Origin of the sequence: Acaryochloris marina MBIC11017, from assembly GCF_000018105.1 — a bacterium.
GTDB lineage: Bacteria > Cyanobacteriota > Cyanobacteriia > Thermosynechococcales > Thermosynechococcaceae > Acaryochloris > Acaryochloris marina.
Genome location: NC_009925.1, coordinates 5,897,755 through 5,921,437 on the forward strand (window position 1 = coordinate 5,897,755; position 23,683 = coordinate 5,921,437).

Genomic DNA, 23,683 nt, shown 5'->3' on the forward strand with positions numbered 1-23,683 from the left:
AGACATCGCAATGCAGTGCATCAGTTACCCGAAAGCAAGAGTTTTCTTGGGGGATGAATATCACTATTTGGAGGTTATGCAGGGAAAGGATTTCAGGCAGAAGCGCGATGTTCTATTGAAATGCTCCTGCTGGTCCTAGTTCGGTGGTATTACTCAGGGCACCTAGCTACGCTTTTTTAGATTATGGAAATATTAGATAGCCCAATTGCCAGATGTTCCCATATACTGATGAGCTCCCCATCCCAACAACAATTGATTCACTACCTCCAAAGCGATTTAGGCGTTTCTGAAAAAGCGATTGATCTTGCTGTGCGTCTTCAACAGCCTTTACAGGGGCCGATTCATATCCTTCTATGGCAGTATGGCTTGATTGACATCGTACAGCTTGGCAAAGCTATTGAGTGGTGGGTGAATGAAAGAGAGGATGTCACAAGCAGGGGATGATGCAATTGCTTCCTTGCCAATCACTGATCAGTCAAGACCTTAATCTGCGAATCTTCCTTAGATCAGGTAGTCAGAACTGATATTCCCATAAATTGCTAGTTTCTCTAGGCTATAGCTTTAGTATTTTTAGGCTTTCAACAAAAATCGCCTCATGATCTGAGGCATTGCAAAGTAAGCCCCATCCGTTCAACGCTGAACATCAGAAAAATTTGTCTGATTCAGCAAATTATTTCTCCTCAAAACCACGGATGTTTCGACAAATTTATATTTTGTTTAGAAATTATATTGAGTAATTTCCCTGTCGTCAGGGGGATGGGATAAAAGCCACGATCAAGGGAGTGCAGCAGGGTACCCCTGTTTGGCCAATATCTTCAGTTGGCGTAAAGTTCGTGTGTCTCATTATGAATAGTTCCCACTTGAGAGAGTTAGTGAAACACCTAACCAATTTTGAAAAGAACGGTCTTTGCCCAAACCTATATAGCTTGGTCGAGCTGGGTCAACTAATCAGGAGAGAACGTCATGAGTAATCCATTCGCTCAGCTGCTGGCCCAGCAATTACACTGTTTAGTCAAAATGAGGAATAGCCAACCTCATCAGGAGCGAGGGTTCGCGCTTCCCCTTGCCCTAGGGTTGGGCTTCATCATGATCTTGCTGGGGATGTCCTCCATGATCATGGCGCAGAGTGATCGGATCACCGCTTGGAATCGAAAAGAATCTGGTGCAAGTTTGGCTATATCAGAAGGAGGAATGGCTCGTACCCTAGCCCAGCTTACTCAAACGGATAACCGGATTCTCTTGACTCGAAACTATGACACCATCAATCCCAAGACCGGAACCACCTATCTCGGACCTGATGGCATTCTCAATTCTGGGGATGAAGAGTCTGCCACAGTGGATGAGTGGACAGGGTATACGGGCAGTAGCTCAACGCCCTGTGATGCAAGTGCAACGACAATCACACCGAATGTCACTCTTTCTGGAGCAATGAATTCAGGGGGCCAGTATGAGCTTAAAGCCTATCGTTATAATCCCACGGATCAAACCGGGACACTCCTCGTTGAGGGTCAACATGGAGAGAGAATATCCCATATTCTCTCTACCTTGGTCATCCAGTCAGAGATTGAGAATTTCCCAGGGGTTCTGGCCATGCAGGGAGCCGTTATTCGAGGACGTACTCTTATTGGTCAACATGCCAATCTTTACTATGATCCGTCCTGGTCCGCGGACACCAGCTTAACGGATAAGTCAGCACCGAGTGATAGCGACCGTGCGAGCTATCTCAATGCGGTTTACTCAACAGCGCAAGATGGTCCAGGTAATGATTTGATTGCTGGCAACATTGTGGGATGCCAGATTACCCAAACACTGTCGGTGGATTTACCCGCAACGGTGACGAGTTTAGGTGAAGTTAAGAGTAGCACCACTCTTACTGCAGCCAACAGCCCCTACCATATCGAAGAACTGGAACTGGATGGTACCGATGTCGTTACCGTGGACACGACGGATGGTCCTGTCTACCTGTATGTCACTGAATCCTTTGAATTACGAGGCAATGCTCAACTGAGAAATATCCGCACGGATGGCGAATCTCCACGAGTGGGTGATTTGAGGATTATTGTTCATAATGCAGGCGCTGGAACACCTCCCATCGAACTGTACGATCAATCCTGCATTGACACCGCTTTTGTCTATAACAAGATTAACGACCTCCAGCTACAAGGTTCAGGTGATGGCTGTCCCAGTAGCGGCAATACTAACTTTGATGGGGTGGTATGGGTCGAAGATGTCGTCAGTTCCATCAACATCAGTCCCCATACCCGAATCGTGCCTGCTGAGGATGATGACATCATCACGACGAATGGCAGTACATCCGGCATTCGGGTGCCCAACGATGTGTCCAGTCTGGCTGATGTCGTGAGTGGTATTGGTATCACTCCGACGAATAAATTTGGCTATGTCAAAAGTTGGCAACGGGTGAGGTTGTAGTCATGCATCAATTGAGATCGATGAGCCATATCGATCGGTGGTTGTGGTTGTACTTGAAGCGGCCGAAAGCATCTTCAGGAGTTGATTCTTTAAAATCACTCTCTGCGAAGAGTGGAGGGTTTACCTTAATCGAGGTGTTGGTGGCGATGATTGTTGCTGCTGTGTTTGTCTCCATGACCATGCAGGCCATGGTAACTTCAGCGGCCTTTCGGGTGGTTGCTACACAATACGACGAGGCCGTGAGTTGGATTCAGGAAGATTTAGAAACCGTTGTCAATCAAGCGGCACAATATGAGATTACGACGCAACCCTACTCCTCTCGGTGTCTAGCCACCCTCAGTAGTGATGGGTTTGCATCCGGATTTCTCAATGACTCAGCTACGGGATTAGGGGGAGCTTCCACAACCATTGGCCCTAGAACACTGGGTGGGAAATACTATACCCTCACTCGTACTGCTAACTATGCAAGTTCTTCTGACCCCTATCGGTTGTTAAATGTCACCTATCAAGTGACGGAACAAGGGGATAGTAAACCGATTGCCACGGTAGAAACTGAGGTCATTCCCCATGCCGTATTCAAATGTCCCTAAATCCCAGGTGATATTTTCTGAATTGCTGTCCCTTCAACAAAGCTTGATGTCTAATTCCAGATATATCGGCAACAGCCTGCGATTATTGCATGAATTTAGGGCCTCTTGGCCAACAACGGCTTCAGTATAAGTATGCAATTTATCGGATATCTATTTTCCTCTTTTGGTGGAAATTCAGTGCTATTCCTGTCGCCAAAGACGCACAGGCAAAGCCAGAATTAGGGGAGAGCGTTCAAATGAGCTGATTGGTTTGGCCAATATTGTTGATTTGAATTAACCACCCAGTGAAATTTTTTATATCCATTAAAGATTTGTAATTCCTGGTTCTAGCTCATTCTCTCGCTAGAGAAGAACCTCTGATAGGCACTGCTAAGAATTGCGTGGGTAATGGCTTCGCCCCTACCGAAGCAACTTCATGCGCCTTAGTTCTGAAATTTTCGGTTGAGAATTTCTTTGCCAAATTCCTTGAGTAATGCAGAGTTGCCATCAATTTAGTGACGCTTCATCGCTCTCAGGGCCTCTTTCGAGCCCTGTTTATATTGCCGCTGTGATGTTCCATGTTCCATTTCAATGCTCTCATTCCTCTAAGATCTTCTCCTTCAAATGCGGGATTTACCCTCCCAGAAAAGATGGTGATTTGCTGCCTTATCGGTATTGCTGCCGCTGCCTCTGCACCCAGCCTGATGGCTTCCATGAATCGGGCCAAGGTGAAACAGACGATGGCTGAGGTTCGGTCTGCTCTGAATGAAACCCAACGAGAAGCCATCAAGGGCAACAAAATTTGTACCCTTACTCTCAACTTTGTAGAAGGGAAGATTACTGGTCCTTGCCTCAAATCGGGGGATCGGACGTTGGATGCTGATGTGGCCATCGTCACAAACCTGACGGATCCGAGTTCCAGTGAGGCCCTGGATGAAGGGCAACCTGTTCTGATCGGTTCAGATGTGCAACTCTCACTGGGGCTGAGCGATGGAGAATCTGTTTCTCAAATTGCTATGGCTGCATCTCCTGAAAATACAGTCAACGATTCTAAAGCAGGGATGGTAGTCCAGATTATTGCTCATCACAAGAACGGTAATGGCAACAAGGAGGGGGGAACACAAGGAAGCGATAATCCTCCTAACTCATCAGCTTCTTCAGCCAGTATTCCCATCAAATATGGGGTGTTAGGTAATCCCGAATTTGCTATTGTCAGTGCTCAACAAACGCCGACGGACCCCACCGGCAAAATTGTCTTCTACAACCCACAAGATTCCCAAGTGACGAAACGCTGTATTGCTATTTCAAACACCCTTGGATTGACCCGTATTGGCACCTATCAAGGAGACCTCAAACCGACCTCGATTACAGACTCCGGTCGATGCACTGCGGAGAACTGGGAAGAGCAATAAAACATCACATGGGGGAATAGGGTTTGAATCAGCAGCCGGACAATCAGACATCGACTCTCCATCACGGGTATACCCTCGTGGAACTGTTGATTGCCACTATCATCACCAGTTTGGTGGTTAGTATTGCAGGTTACGGCGTTATAGCAGCAACCCAAGCCAACAAGCGGACGGAAGCGATTGCGGCTAGACGGCATGATTTAAGTCGGGCATTCGATTTCATCAGCAATGAAATTCGGATGGCCCACCGGATTAACCAATCTCAACTAACGAAGGCAACAAACCCTTCATCCATGTCGAGTCTATTAACAAGCGCAGGTTTGAATGCCTCCGATTGGACGACCCCAGTCCTTTACTTAGAAATTCCCATCACCACCCAAGTCCCTGAGGTTTGCCCGACAGGCGGCCCCAATGCGGGTTCCCCACCTCCTCAACCAGCTGCCTACGATCAGGTGGTGTATGATATCCGTCCCAGTACTCAAGATTGGTTAGCGCCCAATTCGATATATAGATATGGCCGAGTTCCCAGAAGTGATGGCAGTATCGACCCCTGTAGTGATCCCGTTGCGAGTGATACCTTAGTGGATGCGATCGCAATGAACGTTGATACAACACCCGACTGCCCTACCCCTGGAGTACTCATGGGAACAGGAGGGTTTCAAGCATGTGTGAATGGTAACCAGGTGGATTTATTCATGCGCAGCCGAATCTCAGAGTTTGAGATTCACCGTTTAAGCAGTACCGCAACCTCCCGCTCAGGGAATAGCCAGCCTATCCCAGTACTCACTGCAGTTCAGCAACCCGGAACCAATAATGTTGATTTGAACTGGCAATGGTCTGGTTCCACCAATGGGGTCACCTTTGAAGTCAAGAAGGAAATTACAACAACTGCACAAAAGTCCAAAATAAAAACAGGCGCAGATAGTAGTCAATCATTTGAGATGCAAGGCTCTCCAGGAGATCAGCATTGCTATTCTGTCACGGCAAAGGTGGGGCAGATCACTAGCCCGGAGAGCAACAAAGCTTGTTTTACACAGATTGCAAATCCCATCAATTAATCCAGACAGTCTTGGTTAGCTCAACATTCAACACCTTATCCAATATTGACATGCAAAAAATCATCCGATCTTGCTAGATTTTGTATAGCACTACGAAATCGTGTTAGTACTATTGAATAGAAGATACGTCTAAATCAGTATGCCAGCACCCTATAGTTACGACCTTCGCTGCAAAGCCCTTGCAGCGGTCAAGAATGGTGAACGAAAAGTTGACGTGTGCCGGATGTTCAATATCAGTCGTAACACGTTGCATCTATGGATAGTCCGTGAGGAATCCACAGGCGACTGCCAGGCGATTACCAACTATCAACAAGGAGCTCGCCACAAGATCACAGATTGGGACCGTTTTCGTGAGTTTGCCCAAGAGCATGGCGGGAAGACCCAGGCCCAAATGGCCAAACTATGGGGAGATAATGTCACCCAGCAAAATATCAGTGATGCCTTGAGAAAGCTGGGATTGAGTCGAAAAAAAAGACCTATGGCTATCGAGAACGGGATGAAACACAACGCCAAGAGTTTATAGAGCGACTAAAGACTAAACATGCCCATCAGATCGTCTATGTAGATGAAGCGGGTATCGATAATCGAGCGGACTATCCCTATGGATACGGCCCCATTGGCCAACGATTCTATGACCTCAAATCAGGCAAGCGGACAGAGCGAGTCAGTTTCATTGCTGCGCTTAAAGAAGGTCAGTTATTTTCTCCCATGACCTTTGAAGGGTCTTGCAATTGGTTGTTATTCGAAGCGTGGTTACAGCAGAGTCTTATACCCCAGTTGCAACCGGGCGATATCATCGTGATTGATAATGCCAGTTTTCATCATGGTCTGAGTATTGAAGAAATCGTAGCTGAAGCAGGCTGTGAGATTTGGTATCTACCGAGCTATTCTCCAGATCTCAATAAAATCGAGCGATGGTGGTTTGTGCTCAAAAACTGGATGAAGCAACGGTGGGATGAATTTGACACTTTCCGTGATTGTGTGGATGCTGCTTTTAAAGAGTGTACTAACGTGCTCCCGTAATGCTATAGAACCTAAAAACATAAAAATTAGATTAGAACTAATAGAAAAAGGAGGTAATTTCGGCGTAATTACTGAGTTATTACACTCGGGTTATGACTAGGCTAGAACTATCTGGGAGTAGCAACTTTGAGTTTGACTCTCAGCATTATCGGAGTCACACATTCTGAAGTTTGATCATGTTCTCAGCCGATATCACAGAATATTATTTAGAACATTCTCGGCCCACGCTAACAGCATCCAGCACAACATCACTCAACGTACCAGTGATTGAGTCTTGGCGTTGCATTGACATTAGGAATCAAGTGATTATTCGAGGGCGGATCTTTAACCATCCCAAATATCCAGCAGGAAAATCACTGAAATCTTCACCTATTCAAGGTTGTTTGACCAAAGCTGGTCGAGTATATGTGACGACAAAGAACTCCATGTATGAGCTGGGTACACCCCATTCTGATTGTGCTAATGATGTTCTAGATTGGCTTAACTACACGGATCATCAACCCATAGAGAAAGTGACTTATTGGGGAGAGTAGTACTTGGGTAGCCAAGTTAGATTATCTCAGCCCTTGCACTAAGTAAAGCTTAAGAAAGGTCCTATTTAAGGAAGTAATTAGCCAAGATACACCCACAGGAAAAAGGTCGTTACTTTTGGAGTTAGCTTGCGTAAAATCCATTGTCAAGTGGGCCTTAAAAATTTATATAGTACGAAAAGTCTACAGACAAGATCAGATTCGGTACCTAAACTGTCGTCTCTGTAGTCTCGAATTCAGCGAAGGAAAGAATACCACCTTTTTGAATAAAAAGATTCAAGAAATTTGTGCAACAGCAGTAGGTCGTCAAACTGCAGAAAGGTCGTTCAAAAAAACGTTGGAGGAAACAATAGTCTTTATCAAACCACAGTGCAAGTGAGGATTTTAATTTAGAGCAACTGCTCCCACAGCTCATCAGTATACCCAAATATTCTCTGATAAAGATCAATCAGAATTATCATTTGAGGCTACATCCGAGTGAATATGATTGATTCAAGAAACTGGCTTTATCATGGTCAACTCCTTCAAAATTTGAGTGTTTCCGAACGAGTGCAAGTCCTGGCTGGTAATAGGCTGAGAGAATAAATCTTTATTTCTGGTTGCTGTCCTCAGACGATTGATCAGAATTCTTCTTCCAAGAGATTGTCTCCGCTAGCTTCGCAGACACCTTCTTCTGAAGCTGGTTGCGATTGTCATCATAGAACTTGAGAGTATTGAGATTGGCGGTTGGCATTGGTCGATTTCAAAATTGAGTAGATGTTGCCATCGGACATCGCCAGATGAATAAGGGAATGAGTTGGTCAGCGAGAGGAAGTCGTGCTTTAGCTGTACTATAAACCTTGACAACCCCAGTGAAACCTCGACTTATACGCTTTCTGATGTAGGAAAATCTTAATTAAGCAAGACTTTGAAATTCATTCGCATCACTTTGTCAGGTGTGCTCTCGGCTTGGGTATTCTCAACTAAAAAGAGATGAGAATAAAGCAATTCTCTGATCTATCACAGAACGTTTGTGGACAGTTCCAGTACCGAGAACTGTCCCTTTTTTTAAACAAAAATTTCTCATAGGAATAAAATAATCGATTTAATCGGGTGACTAATTTAATCGCTCTTTTGAGTGTCGATCCCATTTACCTTGCTGGCTAATTGGGATAAGAGTGGAATCATGATTTAGCTGGTGTTTATGCTCATCGTTACTCATCAATCTATCTCGGCTTGGCGTTAGATGAGTCAAATAAGGGACGCATTAATAGTACAAATAAACTAATATGGTTGTTGGCACGATTTTCTACAAGCCTCTCTGTCAATATGAATGATTCATTCAGCCATTCATGAGTAGTTCATCTCTATTGCTGTCTCGTAAAGATGCCTTGCACATTCTGTCTGAGGAGCGAGGACGCTCTCCTGCCCATCCTCTTGACCCTAGCCTGATCAGCAAGTGGTGCGCAGATTTGGGCTTTGCTTCGGGCCTGCAGGAGTTTGATGAAGCACAGATGGCTCAACTAAGAGCGATGAATCAGCACTACTTCCAGGGGGGTAGCAGGATTGAGCTTCTTGAAAAGATGAGGAATCCCAAATGGTATCAATCACCGAACTGATGAAATATGGCAGTCGTCGCAAAGTCGAGGCGATCGCAGCTGAACTCGGCTACCCCAAAGCCGATGAATACCCAGAAGAAGTCCTAGAAGAAGTTCAGAAAAGAATCAGTACCAAGAAACAGTCCGTCAGTTCTAAAGCCCACACTGCAGCCGATTCTGAGACGGAAGCCGAAGCACAGCAGGATCTTCGCTATGTGCAAGAGGCCGCTGAGCACCGAGCCGCAGGGCTGCTGATTTCCTTAGATGCCCTGACTATGATGCATTGTGCCTCGCGCCAGTTCACAGATCCCAAACTGCAACAGGCCGTCAACGACTCCCAAACCCAGCTCAAACAAATGCTTACAGGCGTAGCTGTCTACTATGACCCCGACCATTTTTTATCCCCCACCCCGCTAGCCCAGATCACGGCTGGGGGGAATGGTTCGACACAATCTCCGAAATCGCTCAATGGCAAGCCAAGCGACTCCGAGCTGAACGTCGTCGAAGTCGTTTGCTAACGGTCTTGATTGCTGCGATGGCCGAAGGCCGGTCGGAGACCATCGCAATCGGTATCACTATCATCCTCACTAGAACTCCAGGGGATCCCCACAAAACGGAACCCCCAATCGGAACTGAACAAAATGCCGATTAAACGCCACAAACGCCGACTCGCCAATGGAGAAGAGCGCGTCTATCTCTATGCCGTATCCAAGGATGGCTCTCAGAGAAGATCCCTATCCAGCGTTCCTGCCAGTTCCGTTTCCCTTCCCCTCTATAGAAAGGCAGAAAAAAATCGTATCGTTGCTGCTTTACAAGCCAACTCTAGCTTGTTGGTTGTCGGTGAAGCGGGCATCGGCAAAAGTGTTCTGGGTGAAGCTGTGGCTGAGGAGTTGCAGGAGTTAGGTTTTATGGTTGCGATCGCACATCCTCTGACCGCCAAACAAGCCTATCTGGATATAGCCCAGCAATTGGGTGTAGAGACAGAAACCATAGAGGGAAGATCCCTGACCTCGAACCAGTTATCGACTGCGATCTCAGAATGGCTGAAAGACAATACCGCTTTTATTATCTGTGATGATGCCCATCGGTATACGGTTCAGTTTCGTACCTGGCTCGCTCAGCTCCATGAGCAAGGTCAATCTCTATTGCTATTGGCAACATTCCCACCAGCCCGAGATATTTTTCTAAAGTTGCCTCGGATCGAACTCAAACCCCTTACCGATAAGCCCATCCGTCAGATTATGCGTTCCATGGCTCAAAGCCTCGGTATCGATATGATGCCGTCTCAATTGTCCAAGTTGCAGCAGCGCTGTGGTGGTAATCCCATGCTGGCTCAGCGAGTGGTCAGGGAGGAATATCTGGGCCTGGATGCTACCAACCCGGACCACACCCAATGGATTGATGGCACTCCGTTTCTGATCGCCGGACTGATGGTTCTGGTGATTACTCGCTTTATTGGTCTGGGCCTTAACAGTACCAGCCTCTATTTAATCGGTGGCATTCTCACGGTGGCAGTCGGGGTAATTCGTCTATTGGTTTATGCCATGCCCCGCAAGTCAGGGAAGTTAGGCCGATGATGATTGTCACTCATACTGCCCTGAGTATTGCCGGGACTGCCTTAACGATGGGAACAGCAGATCCAGTTGTACTGGGAGCGGCTGCCCTAGCAGCCCAGCTCCCAGATATGGATACGAGTAAATCTCTGCCAGGCAGAATTCTCTTCCCGGTGAGTAGATGGTTAGAGAAACGCTTTCCCCATCGGTCGGTGACCCATAGCTTTATTGCTACCGGGTTGATTGCTTTCATTTCTACGCCCCTGATGTTTATAAGCAGATGAACAAAATTAATTACATAGAATTTCCTGGTTGTAAACTACCTGAGTCCTCTGTTTACATCCATTGATTTGATGTTATTAGTCCGTCCTATCTCCACCGAAAGCTTACGCTTATTGCATCGGATTTATCACAGTAGTCGCCATCATCAGGTCAGACAACGCGCCCATTGCCTCATTTTGTTCGCCCAGGGTTGGCCCCCCTACACCTTAGCCTCCCTTTTTAGTGTGAGTCCTAAAACGGTTTACAACTGGCTTAAGGCTTGGAACAACCGAGGATTTGCAGGACTCTATAATCACCCAGGTCGAGGTCGAAAACCGATGTTTAATCCCGACCAACAACAGCAGATTTATGAGTGGACTCAGGCATCTCCCATCCAACTCAATCAGGTGTTAGCTCAGATTGAACAACAGTGGTCAGTACGCGTGTCAAAGGCCACAGTTAAACGCGTCTTGAAGCAGATGGACATGAGCTGGCATCGCTTTCGCCAAGGGACATCAGGCCAGCCTTTATATGCCCACTACCTCGAAAAAAACAGCAGTTAGAACATCTCAAGGAACAGGAAGAGAAGGGAGACATCCATCTATTCTTTATGGATGAGAGTGGTTTTTCGTTAGTCCCCTGTATTCCCTATGGATGGCAACCCATAGGGACGTATCTGGAAATACCGACTCGTTCAAGTAAACGCTTGAATGTTCTGGGGTTTTTGAGTCGACGACAAGGGCTACATGCTTATACATCAGAACAGACCATCACCAGTGAGGTTGTCAGTCATTGCATTGATACCTTTTTTGCTGACGTGGAGTTGCCCACCGTCATTGTGGTGGATCAAGCCCCTATCCATACGAGCCAATCAATCTATGAGATGAAAGCAGAGTGGGCCGAACGGGGAATTACCTTGTTTGAGTTGCCAAGCTATTCTCCCCATCTAAATTTGATTGAGCGTCTGTGGCAATTCATGAAATATCAGTGGATTGAAATGAGTGCCTACTGGGGGTGGTCATCTTTGGTCGAATATGTGGAAAGAGTTTTGAAAGCCTACGGCGATGATTATGTAATTAATTTTAGCTAGGTGCTTAAGACAGCCTATTTGGCAAGCGGTTGTCTTAGGTTATTTCTTTGGTTGGTTTGGGGATGTATTTACAAAGTCTGGGGTCTGTGCGTTTTATCCCAGCTCTGCTCGCTTGGTAATTCCGGGTAATCCTCGCATGAGGTTGTCTACTGGCAGTGGTGCTGAAGTTTTTGTTTTTGTAGCTCTATTGGCGGTGGCGATCGCAACCATAAACATCAACAGCAATGGAGGTGTATTAACTGCCTTTAACAAAGTGCTGGGTGTTCCCAGTGGTGCCGTGGAAATTGTGGGTGAAGAGGGGAGTAAATATCTGATGATTGCCCAAATCCGTGGCCGGAATGCCATTACCCAACAACGCATTGATGCCAGCTTTGAGGTCATTAAGCCCCTGACTCAGAATGATTTGCTAGTCAAAGATAAACAGGGAATTGTCTATCGAGCGGGCGTTAGTCAAGAGTCTCAAATTCTGGCGAGTCAGATTCAAGTACAGCGAAGTTCACCTATTTCAGTTCAGCTTCAATCCATCAATTTGGATAGTGATGATGTTTACGCTGCTGTTGAAAATTTACCCCCAGAACGCACCTATATTACCGGGACTTTGACCATCGAAGATTCTGAGGATTTGCAACTGCGAACCAATCCGCAGCAGTTCAACTCAATCACGTTACAGCCTGCCCAAGGATACGCGATGGCCGAAGGCCGGTCGAAGACCATTGCACATCTCGTATCAGCCAGTCCCCAAGAAGTTGCTCAGCAGCTCGGCTCCTACTTTGCCACTGGATCGCTCATTGTGAGGACCATCAATGTTCGCTCGTGAGAAACCTTTACCCCAAGCTGTACTCAGCCCCAATGCTCCACAGGCTAATGATCTGATCGAGGAAGATGGAATTCGGTTGGGTAGCGCCTATTGGAATCCTGAGATTCTACCCAATGGGCATATTGTGGCGATTGGTGCCAGTGGATCGGGTAAGACGCAGACCCTAAAAGCGATCTCCTTTGCAATGCACCAGACCTATCCTCAAATCCAAGTCATCTTGATCGACTTTCATGGTGATCAAGATATTGCGGGTGAAACCTGCTTCCCCCTTCATATGAATAGTGATTGGGGGATTAATTTGCTGGTGTTGAATTTGGATCCCGAAGGTGGGGGTCCCAACTTACAGTCGATCCAGGTGGTAGCGCTGTTGAAAAAGACCTTGCGGCTGGGTCCTAATCAGGAGGGTCTTGCGTTGGAAGTTTTGGGAGAGTGCTATCACCGTCGAGGCATTCTTCAATCTGATAGTTCGACCTGGACGCGTGAGCCACCCAACTTTACGGATGTGCAAAGAGTAATTGAGGACCGAATTGAGAATGGCTGCAAGGATAGTCAGAAATTACAACTCAAGCTGGCAGCGACCTTTATCTATGGCATTTTCAATCGCGCTCAGCCGGAGTTGAGTGAGAAGCTGATTCGGATTGATTTATCGAAGTTACCGCCTGAGTTAGCGGCAATCGCTGCTGAATCTTTGGCTCGTCAACTGATGAACAATCATAGATTACAGGGAGAGATTGAAGGTAAGCTACCTTACACCTATTTATTCATTGATGAAGCTAAAGAGATGCCCAAGATCGCTGGTTCGGCTTGCGATCGCATTATCGCTGATGGTCGCAAATACGGGTTAGCCCTAGTTCTGGCGTCCCAGTCTGAACGCCATCTCAGCCTAGATGTGATTGGCAACTCTGCGACCAAGATTGTCTTGCCCGTAGATCAGACTGAGGCCAAGAAAGTGGCTCGAAAGTTTCGATTTGCAGAACAGAAGGTCGCTCAGTTAAAGCCATTGACAGCATTATGTCGATTTGGGACTCAAGCTCAACAGGTAGAGATCATCCCTTATTTTCAGAGGATCCAGGAGGAGCGTTGATTTGATTTCAAGAGTTAGAGCCGTCATCAGAAACAATGTTCCGGCTTGGCTAAATGTGGAGGTGAACCGATATTTTATTCAGAATTTGCGGGAGGCATTAACGCCGCCTACACCCTCCAAGTCGTTTGGTCCCCATTGGCGACGAATTGCTCAGGTCTATAAAGCGTTGGATCAGGCAGAAGCAGGGGCTACATACTCTACGTTGATTCAGCATGTTCGACAGGTGACGGGGACAGGATGTTCAAGAAAGCTGATTGCCAAATGGAAGCGAGAACGGGGATTACGATAGCGTTGCTAATGGTGGGGTGCGCTCAGCCCCAGATTTCAAATGAAACTACTGAGACGATTGCGGCTGTGTCGCCCACCAGTAAACCTCGACCAGCACCTCCCCAAAAAAATACTCCTCGACGATTAAAGATGCGGTTGACCTTAGATCGGCCAGAAGATTTGAAGGTAAAGGTTGGTGATGAAGTTGTAAAGGGGCAACTTCTGAGCGATCGTTCCGTAATCCGAACCAGACTTATGCGGAAGCGAAACATTGTGCGCCGCAAACTTAAGCAACTTCAAAGGCCAGCCATATCTTCCCTCTCTGCAGTGGAGAAAGCTGAGGTGGAGCAAGCCCGCTTCAATGTGGAACAGGCGAGAAGTGCAATCTCAGCTTTCCATGCCGATTCTCCCTGGACAGACTATGCCCGCTCCGTGCTGCCAATTTCTGAGAATATTCCATTGAGACAATTGCAGAACCAGTATCTGCAAGCCAAGGGAGAGCTTGCAATCGCAATTGCCAAGCTACAGGACTCTCAGCAGAGAAATAAAGTTCTACAGCATTCTTCGACTCAAACAGGTGAGCTTACGGCCCAATTGCAGGAGATTGAGGAGAAGTTAAACACTATGGGTCTGGTACATTCTCCCATCAACGGCTGGATTAAATCAATCAAATGGGTGGGACAAACCAATCGAGAGTTGCAGATTGAGATGACTGTGACTGTACGGTCTAAGCCTCAGGTCAAAGCCAATCACCCAAAAGCACATCATGGGAATGTCCACTTTTTCGAGTAAAGGTCATAGCAGCTCTTGTCGTTTTATATACCAGGCAGCTTAGGGCGAATGCCACTAATTTGACTCATCCAGTCCGAAGGCATCAGTAAAGGGAATGGGATTAAAGTATTCCCGGAAGAGAGTGATTTTGCCGTTCTCGACATGGAACAGCCCTCCATAGGCTTGGTTGTATTCACGACCTGTTGAGATGATGTCAACCTTACCAATCCATTCGGCAAAGATAATCTTTGGATCTCGCATGGGGTAAAAAACAAGTTGAGAAGTGAAATCGGTCTTACCGCTGATTTCAGGCCATTGGGCATAATGTTGAATCAGGTTCTGTTTGCCAACCACACGTTTTGGGAAGTTTCCAGGTGCGTAGGGCATTTCTTGAACAGCATCCATTGACCACACGCTGGCAAATTTCTCCATGTCTTTCTCCTCAAGCGCTGTGAGGAAATTCAGCACAGTTTGTTTGGTCTCCTGACGCTGTAGATAGAGAATGGGAGTAGCAGCCGCCCTCTTGGAAGCAGGGCCAAATAGTGTGCGATCACCACTTTCTTGATGAAAGTTAAACCGATGACTGGTAATGCGCCAGATATCCCCCTCCTTTTGCAGTTCATAGCGGTAATCCCCCTGCACCTGCCAGTGTTGGTTACCCATGTAATGATCCGCAATTACATCAGCAGTAGCAACAGCCTTTTGACCATCTACTGTAACCTCAACATTGGAAATATCATGCCGCGTAACGTCAAACCCTGGTAGAACTGATGCCCACTGAGTCATCAAGGCTTGAGGGCTTTTGAGTTCGACCTCGCCACCCGTAAGGGATGTGTAATCAACTGTGACTTCATCGTCATAGAGGTGTTCCAGGGCAGAGAATTCACCGCGATCTGCTAGGGTAGCAACACTTTCGACGATGGTCACAATTTGAGCGTTATCTTGAGGAGTTGCAAACGCATGTGTAGAAGTTGATGCAAGGATAGTCATGGCCAATACTCCTTTCCAAATTTGCTTCATCGTGAACTCCTACAGCGTTGCTTGGAAGTGACGGTCAACCTCTTTCGTTGCGTGGGCAACATCAGTGGGGTTGTCATAGAAATCAAACTGAGTGACATTCTCTAGCCATACTGTGGTGGCCATATCTCCCATCCGTTGAGCAAATTCCTGTGCCCCCTGCGGAATTGCAGCCGATTCGGAATGCACCAACAATGTGGGTTTCTTAAGTTGTGTCGCCGTTTGTAGGGCATCGTAGGTTAACCACGGCTCCCAAGTTGCTAAGTTGAACTGGTTGTCATATTCAGGAATAGAACCCCGCTCTGGATCAGTGTAGTAGGGAGCCTCTTGCATGATGGCGGTTTTATCGGTGTCGCTGGCCGCGGGTACGATAGACATCTCACCCGTTGATTGAAACTTCGCTTTAGCTTTGCGACCGGTCTCCAGCAGAGCAGTGACACCATCGGAACCCCCATACACGGTTTTAACAATCTCAGCATTATGGAGCCAGGGTGCTACTAGAGCCACAGAATGGATCGCATCACTAGTGAGTGCTGCATCGGCAATATAACCAGCGCTGGCACAAATCCCCAGTCCCCCAACTTTATCTGGATTGACTTCAGGGCGAGTGGTCAGAAACTCGGCTGCAGCAATGATGTCCTCAGTTTTGCGCTTGGGATCTTCGAGGAACTTCACAGTATCCTGGGATTCCCCCCACCCTCGAAAATCAAAGGCAAGGGATGCATAGCCTCGGTCTGCTAATTCGCTGGCATAGGTACCCGCCATTTGTTCTTTAACGGATGTCCAAGAGCCAGTGACTACCACACCGGGTAACTGCTGCCCTTCTTGGTAATTATCCGGTAGGTAGAGGTGACCGACCAGGGCTTGGCCTTGGCTATCAAAAGTGACACGCTTCACTTGAGCAGCCTCAGCGGATTGGATAGTGCCAAGGGCAAGGACGGTTGCGATCGCTGATTCAAAGATTCGTTTCATGGCAAGGCTCCTGTGTGGCTTGTGTTGGTCTGACACTTGCCAATGTATAAGCAGCCATCCCTGAAGAGCTTGAAGTATCTTGGGCGATTTTTTGAAGATTCTTGCTATTGGGCTTTACGCCATGCCTTAGGGGTTTGCCCCTCGAATTTCTTAAAGACCCGCGAGAAGTGGGCTTGGTCAGCAAAGCCACAACGCAAAGCAATGTCAATCATGGAGGTGGGAGTAGCCAGCATTTTTTTTGCCTGCTCAATCCGGTAAGTCATCACAAACTGATGGGGGCTTTGACCAATGGTCTGCTTAAATAACCGCGAGAAGTGGTAGGTGCTCAAACTCGCCTGGCCCGCGAGATCTTCCAGCATAATAGTTTGACCGAAATTATCAGCAATATAATCCAGCACTCGTTTATAGTGCTGGGCTGTGAAGCTTTGGGTGAAGGCATACTCCTCATCCCGTTCCAGCCCATATTTTTGAATCAGCTTGACCAGAAAAACCCGTGCTAGGGACTCGAACATCACTGCAGAGCCAATCCCTTCTGACTGCAGAGCGTTGAGTAATAGGACCCCGGCCTCAGTCAGGTCTTCGTCAATGAATTGAGGAATGCTACTCAGCTGTGTTGGATTTAGGAGGACCCCCAGCTCATTTTGCGCGAACTGCTCCATTTTGTCAGGCTTAAGCGTGATGACAATGACCTTGGATTTCGCATACCAACGCCAGCCACTTTCCACCCCTGCAGGTGTCACGACAATTTCATTTTTGCGATAGATGAAATCTCGATGTTGGTCATCTCGCCAATTCTCAACCCGATGGGGTTCATCTTTAAGGTTGATCAGAATATGATGCTGCTCATAGATCTGGGTCGGCATGGTATCCGGCTCAGCTTCAAAGTATTCGAGGCTTAAAAGTTCAGTGGCTGTAGGTCTAACGATATCGCCACTTCGTAAAAGTGGTTCGGATGGATAGATACTTTGGTAAGTATCAGCCATAGCTCAATCCAAGTTTGGGCTGATTTGAAGCTGCATTATTTCAACTTGATGTTGTTTTGCAAGATACGCTTACGACTGAATCTTGATAGGCAGGCAGAGTGAGCACTTTATCGCATATCTTCTATTTTTATCAGAATATGAGTCATGAACTTAACTGAGATAATCTTAGTTATGAGTTTCAAACTACTCATAAAAACTGAGCGATTCTCTCATCCTGCCATTTTGTGGATACCGATGCAGTTGAGACAATACCCCTCTCAACTCAACTGACAGAAGTATCAGCTGCTCCTATACCTGGAGATAGCGATCTCAACTACAAGTGTCAGATTGAAATGTTTGATGAAGATGGTCAGCCTCTCCTGCAAAAGACTCTTCCTGCAAAAATTGGGATTTTAAACACTTTAATTTCCATACTTCAAAATACCCTAAGGCAACTGAATATTCCATCTTTCTCCACTTGGAACCTGTTGATGTCCTAATGCTTCCAACTTTGAAGCATACTCTTCAGGAAAGATTGCGCTACTAATATCAGCACCCGTGAAGTTGGCATGGGTGAGATTTGCCTCTCTAAAATCAGCACCACATAGCCTTGCTCCTCTGAGGTTTGCTCCATATAATTCTGTGGCAACATGGCTTGTTCGACCTTGATCAGCTAGGGCAAGCTTTCGAGTGGCGAATGAGAAAAAGAATTGAATCGGCTACCCATACGTGTCCAGTCGGTCAATAACTGGCAACACAATAGAAGGTAATCGTCAGCTTTGTGATTTAATACCGCAGTGAAAAAAAGGCTCTCTGGGAATTAGCGTGTAGCAGTCCTACATTTAGTGTGTTTCCTTTTTCATCCCTATGGAATGATCTGAGGTAGTACTTCAGAGCAATGGCGTAATGGATAACTCAATTCGCATCCCGCTCAACCTTCCTGATATTCGAGTTCTAGAGCTATCGAAGACTGAGAGAGGGGATTGGCTCATCAAGATTGAGAGTACGCTTCAAGGAACAACCTGTCATCAATGCGGACGTGAGATTACTGACCTCCATTGTCATGATCAGCCTTTTCGGATTCGTCACCTGCCATTATTTGAAGTCCCCGTTTACTTAGAAATTCGGCCCAAGCGTTATCGATGCAAGTATTGCGATGACCATCCCACAACAACTCAACATTTAGAATGGCACGAACCTCGCAGTCCCAATACAAAAGCATATGAGCGTTGGCTTCTGCGAATCTTGATCAATTCAACGGTCTCAGATGTTGCCAGAAAACTAGGCGTTAGTGAGGATATCGTCAGTGGAATCATTGATCGTTGGATTGCCGCTCAAGTTGACTGGAGCGAATATGCAGACCTCAAAGTTATGGGGATGGATGAGATTTCTCTCAAACGAGGCCATCGTGATTTTGTGGTTTTGATCACGATTCCTACGACGGATGGGGTGGATATATTGGCAGTTCTAGCCGACCGTAAACAGCAGACAGTGGCAAATTTCCTTCAATCGATTCCCATTGATTTACGCCAAACCATTGAGCGCGTCTGTACGGACATGTACCAAGGATTTGTCAGTGCAGTCCGAGAACAATTGCCGCAAGCCAAAATTGTCATTGACCGCTTTCATGTGACCAAAGCCTATCGTAATTGTGCTGATACGGTTCGTAAACGTGAGGTCAAACGTCTACGACGAGAGCTCTCTAAGCAAGAGTATGACAGCATCAAAGGCGCGATGTGGCCTTTTAGAAAACGACCAGAGAATCTGAAAGAGTCAGAGCAACAACTCCTTGAGCGATTGTTTGCTTATTCTCCACAACTGAAACAGGCGTACAACCTCCGAGAGAAACTCACGCAGATATTTGAGGGCAGGTACACCAAGCACGGAGCTAAATGTGCCATCCGTGCTTGGTGTAAACAAGTACTCAAGAGTGACATCAAGGAATTCGATTGTTTTCTGACCACTATCAATAATTGGATGGACGAGATGACCAACTATTTCCTGGAGGGGTGGACCAGTGGTTTTGTGGAAGGATTTAATAACCGAGTCAAAGTCTTAAAAAGACGATGCTACGGTATTTTCGATATTGAAAGACTCTTCCAAAGGATTTCTCTTGACCTCAATGGGTATCAGACATTCGCTGTGACCTAAACACTATATCTAGCGGCTACCACGCTAATTCCCGGAGAGCCGAAAAAAAGTAGCGATCCCAAAAGCTCGGTATCCAAAGCAGACTGGATCTTTGAGACGACTTAGCGCAAAGAAGATGCAAAATCCCAAGCTAAGCAGGACGGAAGCCACGTCCCCTAAAGGTGGGGTATGCATCTGGAACGCTTTTTGGTCTCTGAAACAATGACATGGCAAAAATCCGTATTATCCCCGTCGCCACAGTAGGGGAGGGAAAGCCATGATCAAAGCACTGTTGTTCGATAACAGTGTCTTGCCAATTTTCACTATTGGCATTGAAGTTCCTCTGATGTGCTCATGTTCCACCGAATCCTTGAATTTTCTGTTAGTCGTTTTAGTTTTGCTGGCATCAACGCTCCTAGTGGCAGCTTGAAGGGGATACGATGATGTCGAAATCCTTTTCAATACCTCTTTTGCAAGCATGGCTTCGCTATTGTTTAGCACACAAGTCCTCAAACACATCTTCAGATAAGGGATTTGCGTTACCGCTAGCCTTAGGTTTGGGCTTTGTCATGATTATTTTGGGATTGTCAACAATGATGATAGCTCAAAGTGATCGCACCTCTGCGTTTAGCCGGAAACAGTCAGGTGTTAGTTTAGCCCTAGCAGAAGGGGGGATGGCTCGTTCCTTAGCCCAGTTAAACAAGCCGAATAATGCTGTTTTACTAAATCGTAATTACGATACGATCAATCCCGAAACAGGTAAGACCTATCTGGGGCCAGATGGCTTTTTCAATAGTGGTGATGAAGAGGCCAGTGCGATTGATGAATGGACTGGCTATGACCCAAGTAATTCCTCTTGTTATCAGCAAAAAGGATGGGGTAGCCCTAACTTTGCACTAACGGGTTCCTTGGGTGAAACGGGTTCTTACACGGTTAGAGCATATCGGTATAATCCCCGTGCACAACAAGGGACACTATTTATTGAAGCCAGTAAGGATGGAAGAACAACGGGGGTTCAAATCACTATTTCCGTTCAACCAGATTTAGAAGACTTTCCTGGTGTTGTTTTAAGTGAACCTACAGGGAACGATTCCTCTGGCACAGGTGTTTTGGCCTTAAGAGGTCGTGTGATTCAGGGCAGTAAGAGCAATGTGTATTATCACCCCTCTTCTTCCGCAGATTCATCCCTTAGTGACAGCGCTGCATCTGGGGACTCTAATCGTGGCAGTTATTTAAACGCAATTTGGTCATCTAACCTCGATGGAGTGAGTCAAGATACAGTCCAAGGGAAGATTTTTGCCTGTACTCTTCGGGCTAACCTCCCTCCTAGCGAAACCGGGACAGATTTAGGAACAATCGATAGTAGTACGACGATTGAAGGGATTGCTGGAAAACATCGCACTTACTTTACCGTCGATCAAATCGACCTCAGTGGAAGCGAAATCTTAACCGTCGATACAACAAATGGCCCTGTCCAAATAGACATCATCAATAATAATGTCAACAGCCTCAAATACGGACTCACGCTTCGTGGAACAGCCAAAATCTTGAATGTGCGAACGGATGGGCAGCCCCCCCGCGTGGGAGATCTAAGAATTATTGCAAGAAGGAATGACCGTATTACCCTTTATGACCAAACCTGCATTCAAAATGCATTTTTATGGTTCCCAATCGATGAGTTAAGATTGCTGACCACTGGGCCAGGGTGTCCAGGGGGACAAAATACCAATGTAGAAGGGGTGGTATGGATTGAAGCCATTCTCAGCTCCAAAAATGAGGCCACTCACCGTGATGTGGAGTATTTGGAATCCAGCAGTCAAGATTACGATACAACCACAAAATCAGGGATAACCTCTGGAATTGCAGTTTCCGAAGATATTGCTAGTGTGGTTGACCTCTTGAAATATATTGACTGGCCAGCAAAATATCGATTTGGTGGTGTTTTGAAATGGCAACGGTATAATTTAACGACTTAAACAGCCAATTCTAGTTACAAGGCCGATGATAATTAACTAGACACTCCGAGAAACCCTAACGGGTATGCAAGGGGATTCCCCGGATCGCTCCAAAGATTTCCTGTTTCAGTGCAAATTGAATGAGAAGCAATCAACTTCCCCGTCTGCTTGTAACGGGGAATGCACCCCGATTAGATTCAAGATAACCAGTGCCTAGATACCCGATTAGCTGGCTGGAACTGCAATCTGAGTAAAGCAGACTTTGTTGCTATCTGGACTAGTGATTTGCCCCACTTTCGCGGTCACAGTGTAGCAGTGCTGAGCACCCACAGAATCTTGCATCTCTGTCTCTTTATTGATACCAGAACCACTGTAGATGTTAGATTTTTGAGCAGTGGTCATGATTTCTTTATTTACTTCAAAGTCACACCATTCCTCGTGCCTGCCCATCGCCAGTTCCAAGTGATCTTCCTCGTGCCTGCCCATCGCCAGTTCCAAGTGATCTTGTTCGTACCCGGTTGTTGAGTCGCGGTTAGCAAGGGGATTGGCTGGTAATTACCAGCACGGGAGGTTGCTTTACTGCTTAATCGATGAATCTCTACATCAGAGATTTTACTCCGCAAAAATAAGTCAACTTGGTTTTCATTCACACAAGCCTGAAACCCTCCCTTACCCATCAGTACTCCTGGAGCAGTGCAGGTGGGAGCAGTTATCGATTTGTTCTGCAATAGCATCCACTAAGGTATCGCTAGCAACGGGATTACTACAGGGGTCGATACTGCCATCACTTCGGGGAACTCGGCCAAACCGATAAACTGAGTTGGGGGCTAACCAATCTCGGGTACTGGGACGGACATCATACACAACCTGATCGTAGGTAGCCGGTTGAGGCGGTGGAGAAACGGCATTGGGGCTTCCAGCGGGGCAAATGTCAGGAACTTGAGCAGAATGGGAGTTTCTAAGTAAAGAACTGGGTTACTCCAAATAGATGAATCTAGCCCTGCACTCGTCAGCACATTAGACATGGACGAAGCATTCGTTGCTTTCAGCATTTGAGATTGGTTAATCCGGATGGCCATTCTAATTTCATTGCTAATGAAATCAAAGGCTCTGCTCAAATCATGACGACGGGCCGCGATTGCTTCGGTTCGTTTATTAGACTGAGTGGCGGCAATAACCCCAAACCCCGCAAGACTCAACACTAAACTCGTCACTAAAGCCGCAACTAGCAGTTCCACGAGGGTGTAGCCCTTAAATGAATCTGAGATTCCTTCTGCTCGCTGCCGATTCAAACCATAGCCGCCCCGATGAGACCTCATTGCTCCTCCCATTTCTCAGCGGTACAACGTCCAGAATCCGTTATTGAGGTAGGCTTAGTGTCTCCTTGGTAGGTGCCAATTCGGGTTAACCCTAGCGTGTTGGAAATGGCAATACAGCGTTTCGTAACCTTGCTATCAGAGGGGTTGAAGAAAACAATCTTGCCACTAGGGTCAGTGGGGACTTCTTGGGAACTGACAATTGCAAACTCAGGATTACCTAAGACCCCATATTTGATCGGGATACTCGTCGATGTCACTGGATTGGATGACGGTTCATTTTGTACATCCTCTGGATCGTTATCTTTACAGGTTCCGAAACCTAATCCTCGGCTGGTGTTACCTTTGCATTTAGTGATAACCTGAACCACCATTCCTGCCTTGGGCAAATTGGCTTTATCCTCCGAACCAGGAGCCAGAGCAATCTGGGAAACGCTCTCACCATCACTCAGTCCCAATGAGGGTTGCACATCTGATCCAATCAGCACAGGTTGCCCTTCATTTTGAGCGGTACTTGAATTGGTATCCGTGAGGTTAGTGGCGATCTCAACATCGGTATTCAGCGTGCGATCTCCCGTTCTCAAACATGGGCCTGTAATCTTCCCGTCCACAAAATTGAGGGTGAGGGTACAAATTTTGTTGCCCTTGATTGCTTCGCGTTGCGTTTCATTCAAAGCAGCCCGAACTTTAGCCATAGTCTGTTTCACTTTTGCTCGATTCATGGTAGCCATCAAGCTGGGGGCTGAGGCAGAGGCTGCAATGCCAACAATCGCACAAATTACCATCTTTTCGGCCAGGCTAAATCCTGCTTCTGACGGAGAACGGCTGAGTAAAACGAGTGATTTGAAGTGGAACATAAAAATTCAGAGGAGTAACATAAATCAAGACAGTA

28 protein-coding genes and 1 pseudogene are annotated in these 23,683 nt (G+C 46.6%); 20 read left to right on the top strand and 9 right to left on the bottom strand.

Annotation, left to right across the window (positions count from 1 at the left end; all coding sequences use genetic code 11):
- Positions 1 to 228: 228 nt before the first annotated feature.
- The 7 genes from AM1_RS26295 to AM1_RS26330 all read left to right on the top strand — a co-directional run bounded on the left by AM1_RS26295 (position 229) and on the right by AM1_RS26330 (position 7,022).
- On the top strand, positions 229 to 444 hold the full coding sequence (locus AM1_RS26295; protein WP_012165974.1) for a DUF2949 domain-containing protein: 216 nt from the start codon (positions 229 to 231) through the stop codon (positions 442 to 444).
- Positions 445 to 963: 519 nt separating this feature from the next.
- Positions 964 to 2,430: a DUF7305 domain-containing protein gene (locus AM1_RS26300; RefSeq protein ID WP_012165975.1), complete on the top strand. Its 1,467-nt coding sequence runs from the start codon at positions 964 to 966 to the stop codon at positions 2,428 to 2,430.
- A gap of 2 nt (positions 2,431 to 2,432) precedes the next feature.
- Positions 2,433 to 3,020 (top strand): PulJ/GspJ family protein, encoded by a 588-nt coding sequence (locus AM1_RS26305; protein WP_012165976.1) that lies wholly within the window; start codon positions 2,433 to 2,435, stop codon positions 3,018 to 3,020.
- Between the two features lie 557 nt (positions 3,021 to 3,577).
- A complete protein-coding gene (locus tag AM1_RS26310; protein ID WP_012165979.1) occupies positions 3,578 to 4,411 on the top strand; it encodes a type II secretion system protein in 834 nt (277 codons plus the stop codon).
- Positions 4,412 to 4,434: 23 nt separating this feature from the next.
- Positions 4,435 to 5,466, top strand: coding sequence for a PulJ/GspJ family protein (locus AM1_RS26315; protein ID WP_012165980.1), 1,032 nt, complete (start codon positions 4,435 to 4,437; stop codon positions 5,464 to 5,466).
- Between the two features lie 139 nt (positions 5,467 to 5,605).
- Positions 5,606 to 6,489 (top strand): IS630 family transposase gene (locus tag AM1_RS40005; RefSeq protein ID WP_148215834.1). Its coding sequence is split into 2 segments (ribosomal slippage): positions 5,606 to 5,932 and positions 5,935 to 6,489, totalling 882 coding nucleotides; the frame shifts between segments, so codons are not numbered across the junction.
- Positions 6,490 to 6,665: 176 nt separating this feature from the next.
- The gene (locus tag AM1_RS26330; RefSeq protein ID WP_041660561.1) at positions 6,666 to 7,022 is read left to right on the top strand and encodes a hypothetical protein; all 357 of its coding nucleotides are present in this window, start codon (positions 6,666 to 6,668) and stop codon (positions 7,020 to 7,022) included.
- A gap of 586 nt (positions 7,023 to 7,608) precedes the next feature.
- Here AM1_RS26330 and AM1_RS41270 read toward each other — a convergent pair.
- Entirely contained in the window at positions 7,609 to 7,752 is a 144-nt protein-coding gene (locus AM1_RS41270) for a hypothetical protein (protein ID WP_012165982.1), read from the bottom strand.
- Between the two features lie 598 nt (positions 7,753 to 8,350).
- Here AM1_RS41270 and AM1_RS26335 point away from each other — a divergent pair.
- The 9 genes from AM1_RS26335 to AM1_RS26380 all read left to right on the top strand — a co-directional run bounded on the left by AM1_RS26335 (position 8,351) and on the right by AM1_RS26380 (position 14,460).
- On the top strand, positions 8,351 to 8,617 hold the full coding sequence (locus AM1_RS26335; protein WP_012165983.1) for a hypothetical protein: 267 nt from the start codon (positions 8,351 to 8,353) through the stop codon (positions 8,615 to 8,617).
- Positions 8,596 to 9,114: a hypothetical protein gene (locus tag AM1_RS26340; protein ID WP_012165984.1), complete on the top strand. Its 519-nt coding sequence runs from the start codon at positions 8,596 to 8,598 to the stop codon at positions 9,112 to 9,114. The genes AM1_RS26335 and AM1_RS26340 overlap by 22 nt, the downstream gene beginning before the upstream one ends.
- 123 nt (positions 9,115 to 9,237) lie before the next feature.
- Positions 9,238 to 10,173: an ATP-binding protein gene (locus AM1_RS26345; RefSeq protein ID WP_012165986.1), complete on the top strand. Its 936-nt coding sequence runs from the start codon at positions 9,238 to 9,240 to the stop codon at positions 10,171 to 10,173.
- The gene (locus tag AM1_RS26350; RefSeq protein ID WP_012165987.1) at positions 10,170 to 10,433 is read left to right on the top strand and encodes a metal-dependent hydrolase; all 264 of its coding nucleotides are present in this window, start codon (positions 10,170 to 10,172) and stop codon (positions 10,431 to 10,433) included. The genes AM1_RS26345 and AM1_RS26350 overlap by 4 nt, the downstream gene beginning before the upstream one ends.
- A gap of 69 nt (positions 10,434 to 10,502) precedes the next feature.
- A protein-coding gene (locus tag AM1_RS40010) for an IS630-like element ISAcma34 family transposase (protein ID WP_148215715.1) occupies positions 10,503 to 11,500 on the top strand; the annotation gives its coding sequence in 2 pieces (ribosomal slippage) (positions 10,503 to 10,956 and positions 10,956 to 11,500; 999 coding nt in all).
- 136 nt (positions 11,501 to 11,636) lie between these two features.
- On the top strand, positions 11,637 to 12,317 hold the full coding sequence (locus AM1_RS26365; protein ID WP_238549088.1) for a hypothetical protein: 681 nt from the start codon (positions 11,637 to 11,639) through the stop codon (positions 12,315 to 12,317).
- Entirely contained in the window at positions 12,304 to 13,401 is a 1,098-nt protein-coding gene (locus tag AM1_RS26370; RefSeq protein WP_012165990.1) for an ATP-binding protein, read from the top strand. Before AM1_RS26365 ends, AM1_RS26370 begins: the two co-directional genes overlap by 14 nt.
- 1 nt (position 13,402) lies before the next feature.
- Positions 13,403 to 13,690 carry a hypothetical protein gene (locus AM1_RS26375; protein ID WP_041660564.1) on the top strand — a complete coding sequence of 96 codons (288 nt, stop codon included), beginning with the start codon at positions 13,403 to 13,405 and terminating at the stop codon, positions 13,688 to 13,690.
- On the top strand, positions 13,639 to 14,460 hold the full coding sequence (locus tag AM1_RS26380) for an HlyD family secretion protein (protein ID WP_238549089.1): 822 nt from the start codon (positions 13,639 to 13,641) through the stop codon (positions 14,458 to 14,460). The genes AM1_RS26375 and AM1_RS26380 overlap by 52 nt, the downstream gene beginning before the upstream one ends.
- Positions 14,461 to 14,514: 54 nt before the next feature.
- On the opposite strand, the gene AM1_RS26385 is transcribed toward AM1_RS26380, so the two are convergent.
- From AM1_RS26385 to AM1_RS26395, 3 genes are all read right to left on the bottom strand, one after another.
- Positions 14,515 to 15,459: a nuclear transport factor 2 family protein gene (locus AM1_RS26385; protein ID WP_012165993.1), complete on the bottom strand. Its 945-nt coding sequence runs from the start codon at positions 15,457 to 15,459 to the stop codon at positions 14,515 to 14,517.
- Positions 15,460 to 15,468: 9 nt separating this feature from the next.
- Entirely contained in the window at positions 15,469 to 16,428 is a 960-nt protein-coding gene (locus AM1_RS26390) for an alpha/beta hydrolase (RefSeq protein ID WP_012165994.1), read from the bottom strand.
- 104 nt (positions 16,429 to 16,532) lie between these two features.
- Positions 16,533 to 17,411, bottom strand: a complete 879-nt coding sequence (locus tag AM1_RS26395) for a helix-turn-helix domain-containing protein (RefSeq protein ID WP_012165995.1) — start codon at positions 17,409 to 17,411, stop codon at positions 16,533 to 16,535.
- A 224-nt stretch (positions 17,412 to 17,635) separates the two neighbouring features.
- On the opposite strand from AM1_RS26395, the gene AM1_RS26400 reads away from it, so the two are divergent.
- Positions 17,636 to 17,890 carry a hypothetical protein gene (locus AM1_RS26400; RefSeq protein WP_041660567.1) on the top strand — a complete coding sequence of 85 codons (255 nt, stop codon included), beginning with the start codon at positions 17,636 to 17,638 and terminating at the stop codon, positions 17,888 to 17,890.
- Here the strand turns inward: AM1_RS26400 and AM1_RS44470 are convergent.
- Positions 17,837 to 17,980 (bottom strand): annotated as a pseudogene (locus AM1_RS44470) (pentapeptide repeat-containing protein); the annotation flags it as partial. The gene AM1_RS26400 and the pseudogene AM1_RS44470 sit on opposite strands and share 54 nt — an antisense overlap.
- Positions 17,981 to 18,045: 65 nt before the next feature.
- Between AM1_RS44470 and AM1_RS44475 the strand changes: the two are divergent.
- The 3 genes from AM1_RS44475 (at position 18,046) to AM1_RS26410 (ending at position 21,496) form a co-directional block, all read left to right on the top strand.
- Positions 18,046 to 18,138, top strand: coding sequence for a hypothetical protein (locus AM1_RS44475; protein WP_390610040.1), 93 nt, complete (start codon positions 18,046 to 18,048; stop codon positions 18,136 to 18,138).
- A 158-nt stretch (positions 18,139 to 18,296) separates the two neighbouring features.
- Complete coding sequence (locus AM1_RS26405) at positions 18,297 to 19,541, top strand: ISL3-like element ISAcma10 family transposase (protein ID WP_012160803.1); 1,245 nt, start codon at positions 18,297 to 18,299, stop codon at positions 19,539 to 19,541.
- 572 nt (positions 19,542 to 20,113) lie between these two features.
- The gene (locus AM1_RS26410) at positions 20,114 to 21,496 is read left to right on the top strand and encodes a hypothetical protein (protein ID WP_148215836.1); all 1,383 of its coding nucleotides are present in this window, start codon (positions 20,114 to 20,116) and stop codon (positions 21,494 to 21,496) included.
- A gap of 204 nt (positions 21,497 to 21,700) precedes the next feature.
- On the opposite strand, the gene AM1_RS43325 is transcribed toward AM1_RS26410, so the two are convergent.
- From AM1_RS43325 to AM1_RS26420, 4 genes are all read right to left on the bottom strand, one after another.
- Complete coding sequence (locus AM1_RS43325) at positions 21,701 to 21,877, bottom strand: hypothetical protein (protein ID WP_238549090.1); 177 nt, start codon at positions 21,875 to 21,877, stop codon at positions 21,701 to 21,703.
- 11 nt (positions 21,878 to 21,888) lie between these two features.
- Entirely contained in the window at positions 21,889 to 22,209 is a 321-nt protein-coding gene (locus AM1_RS43330) for a hypothetical protein (protein ID WP_238549091.1), read from the bottom strand.
- A 93-nt stretch (positions 22,210 to 22,302) separates the two neighbouring features.
- Positions 22,303 to 22,794 carry a PulJ/GspJ family protein gene (locus AM1_RS43335; RefSeq protein ID WP_012166004.1) on the bottom strand — a complete coding sequence of 164 codons (492 nt, stop codon included), beginning with the start codon at positions 22,792 to 22,794 and terminating at the stop codon, positions 22,303 to 22,305.
- Positions 22,791 to 23,648: a pilus assembly FimT family protein gene (locus AM1_RS26420; RefSeq protein ID WP_012166005.1), complete on the bottom strand. Its 858-nt coding sequence runs from the start codon at positions 23,646 to 23,648 to the stop codon at positions 22,791 to 22,793. Before AM1_RS26420 ends, AM1_RS43335 begins: the two co-directional genes overlap by 4 nt.
- Between the last annotated feature and the right edge of the window lie 35 nt (positions 23,649 to 23,683).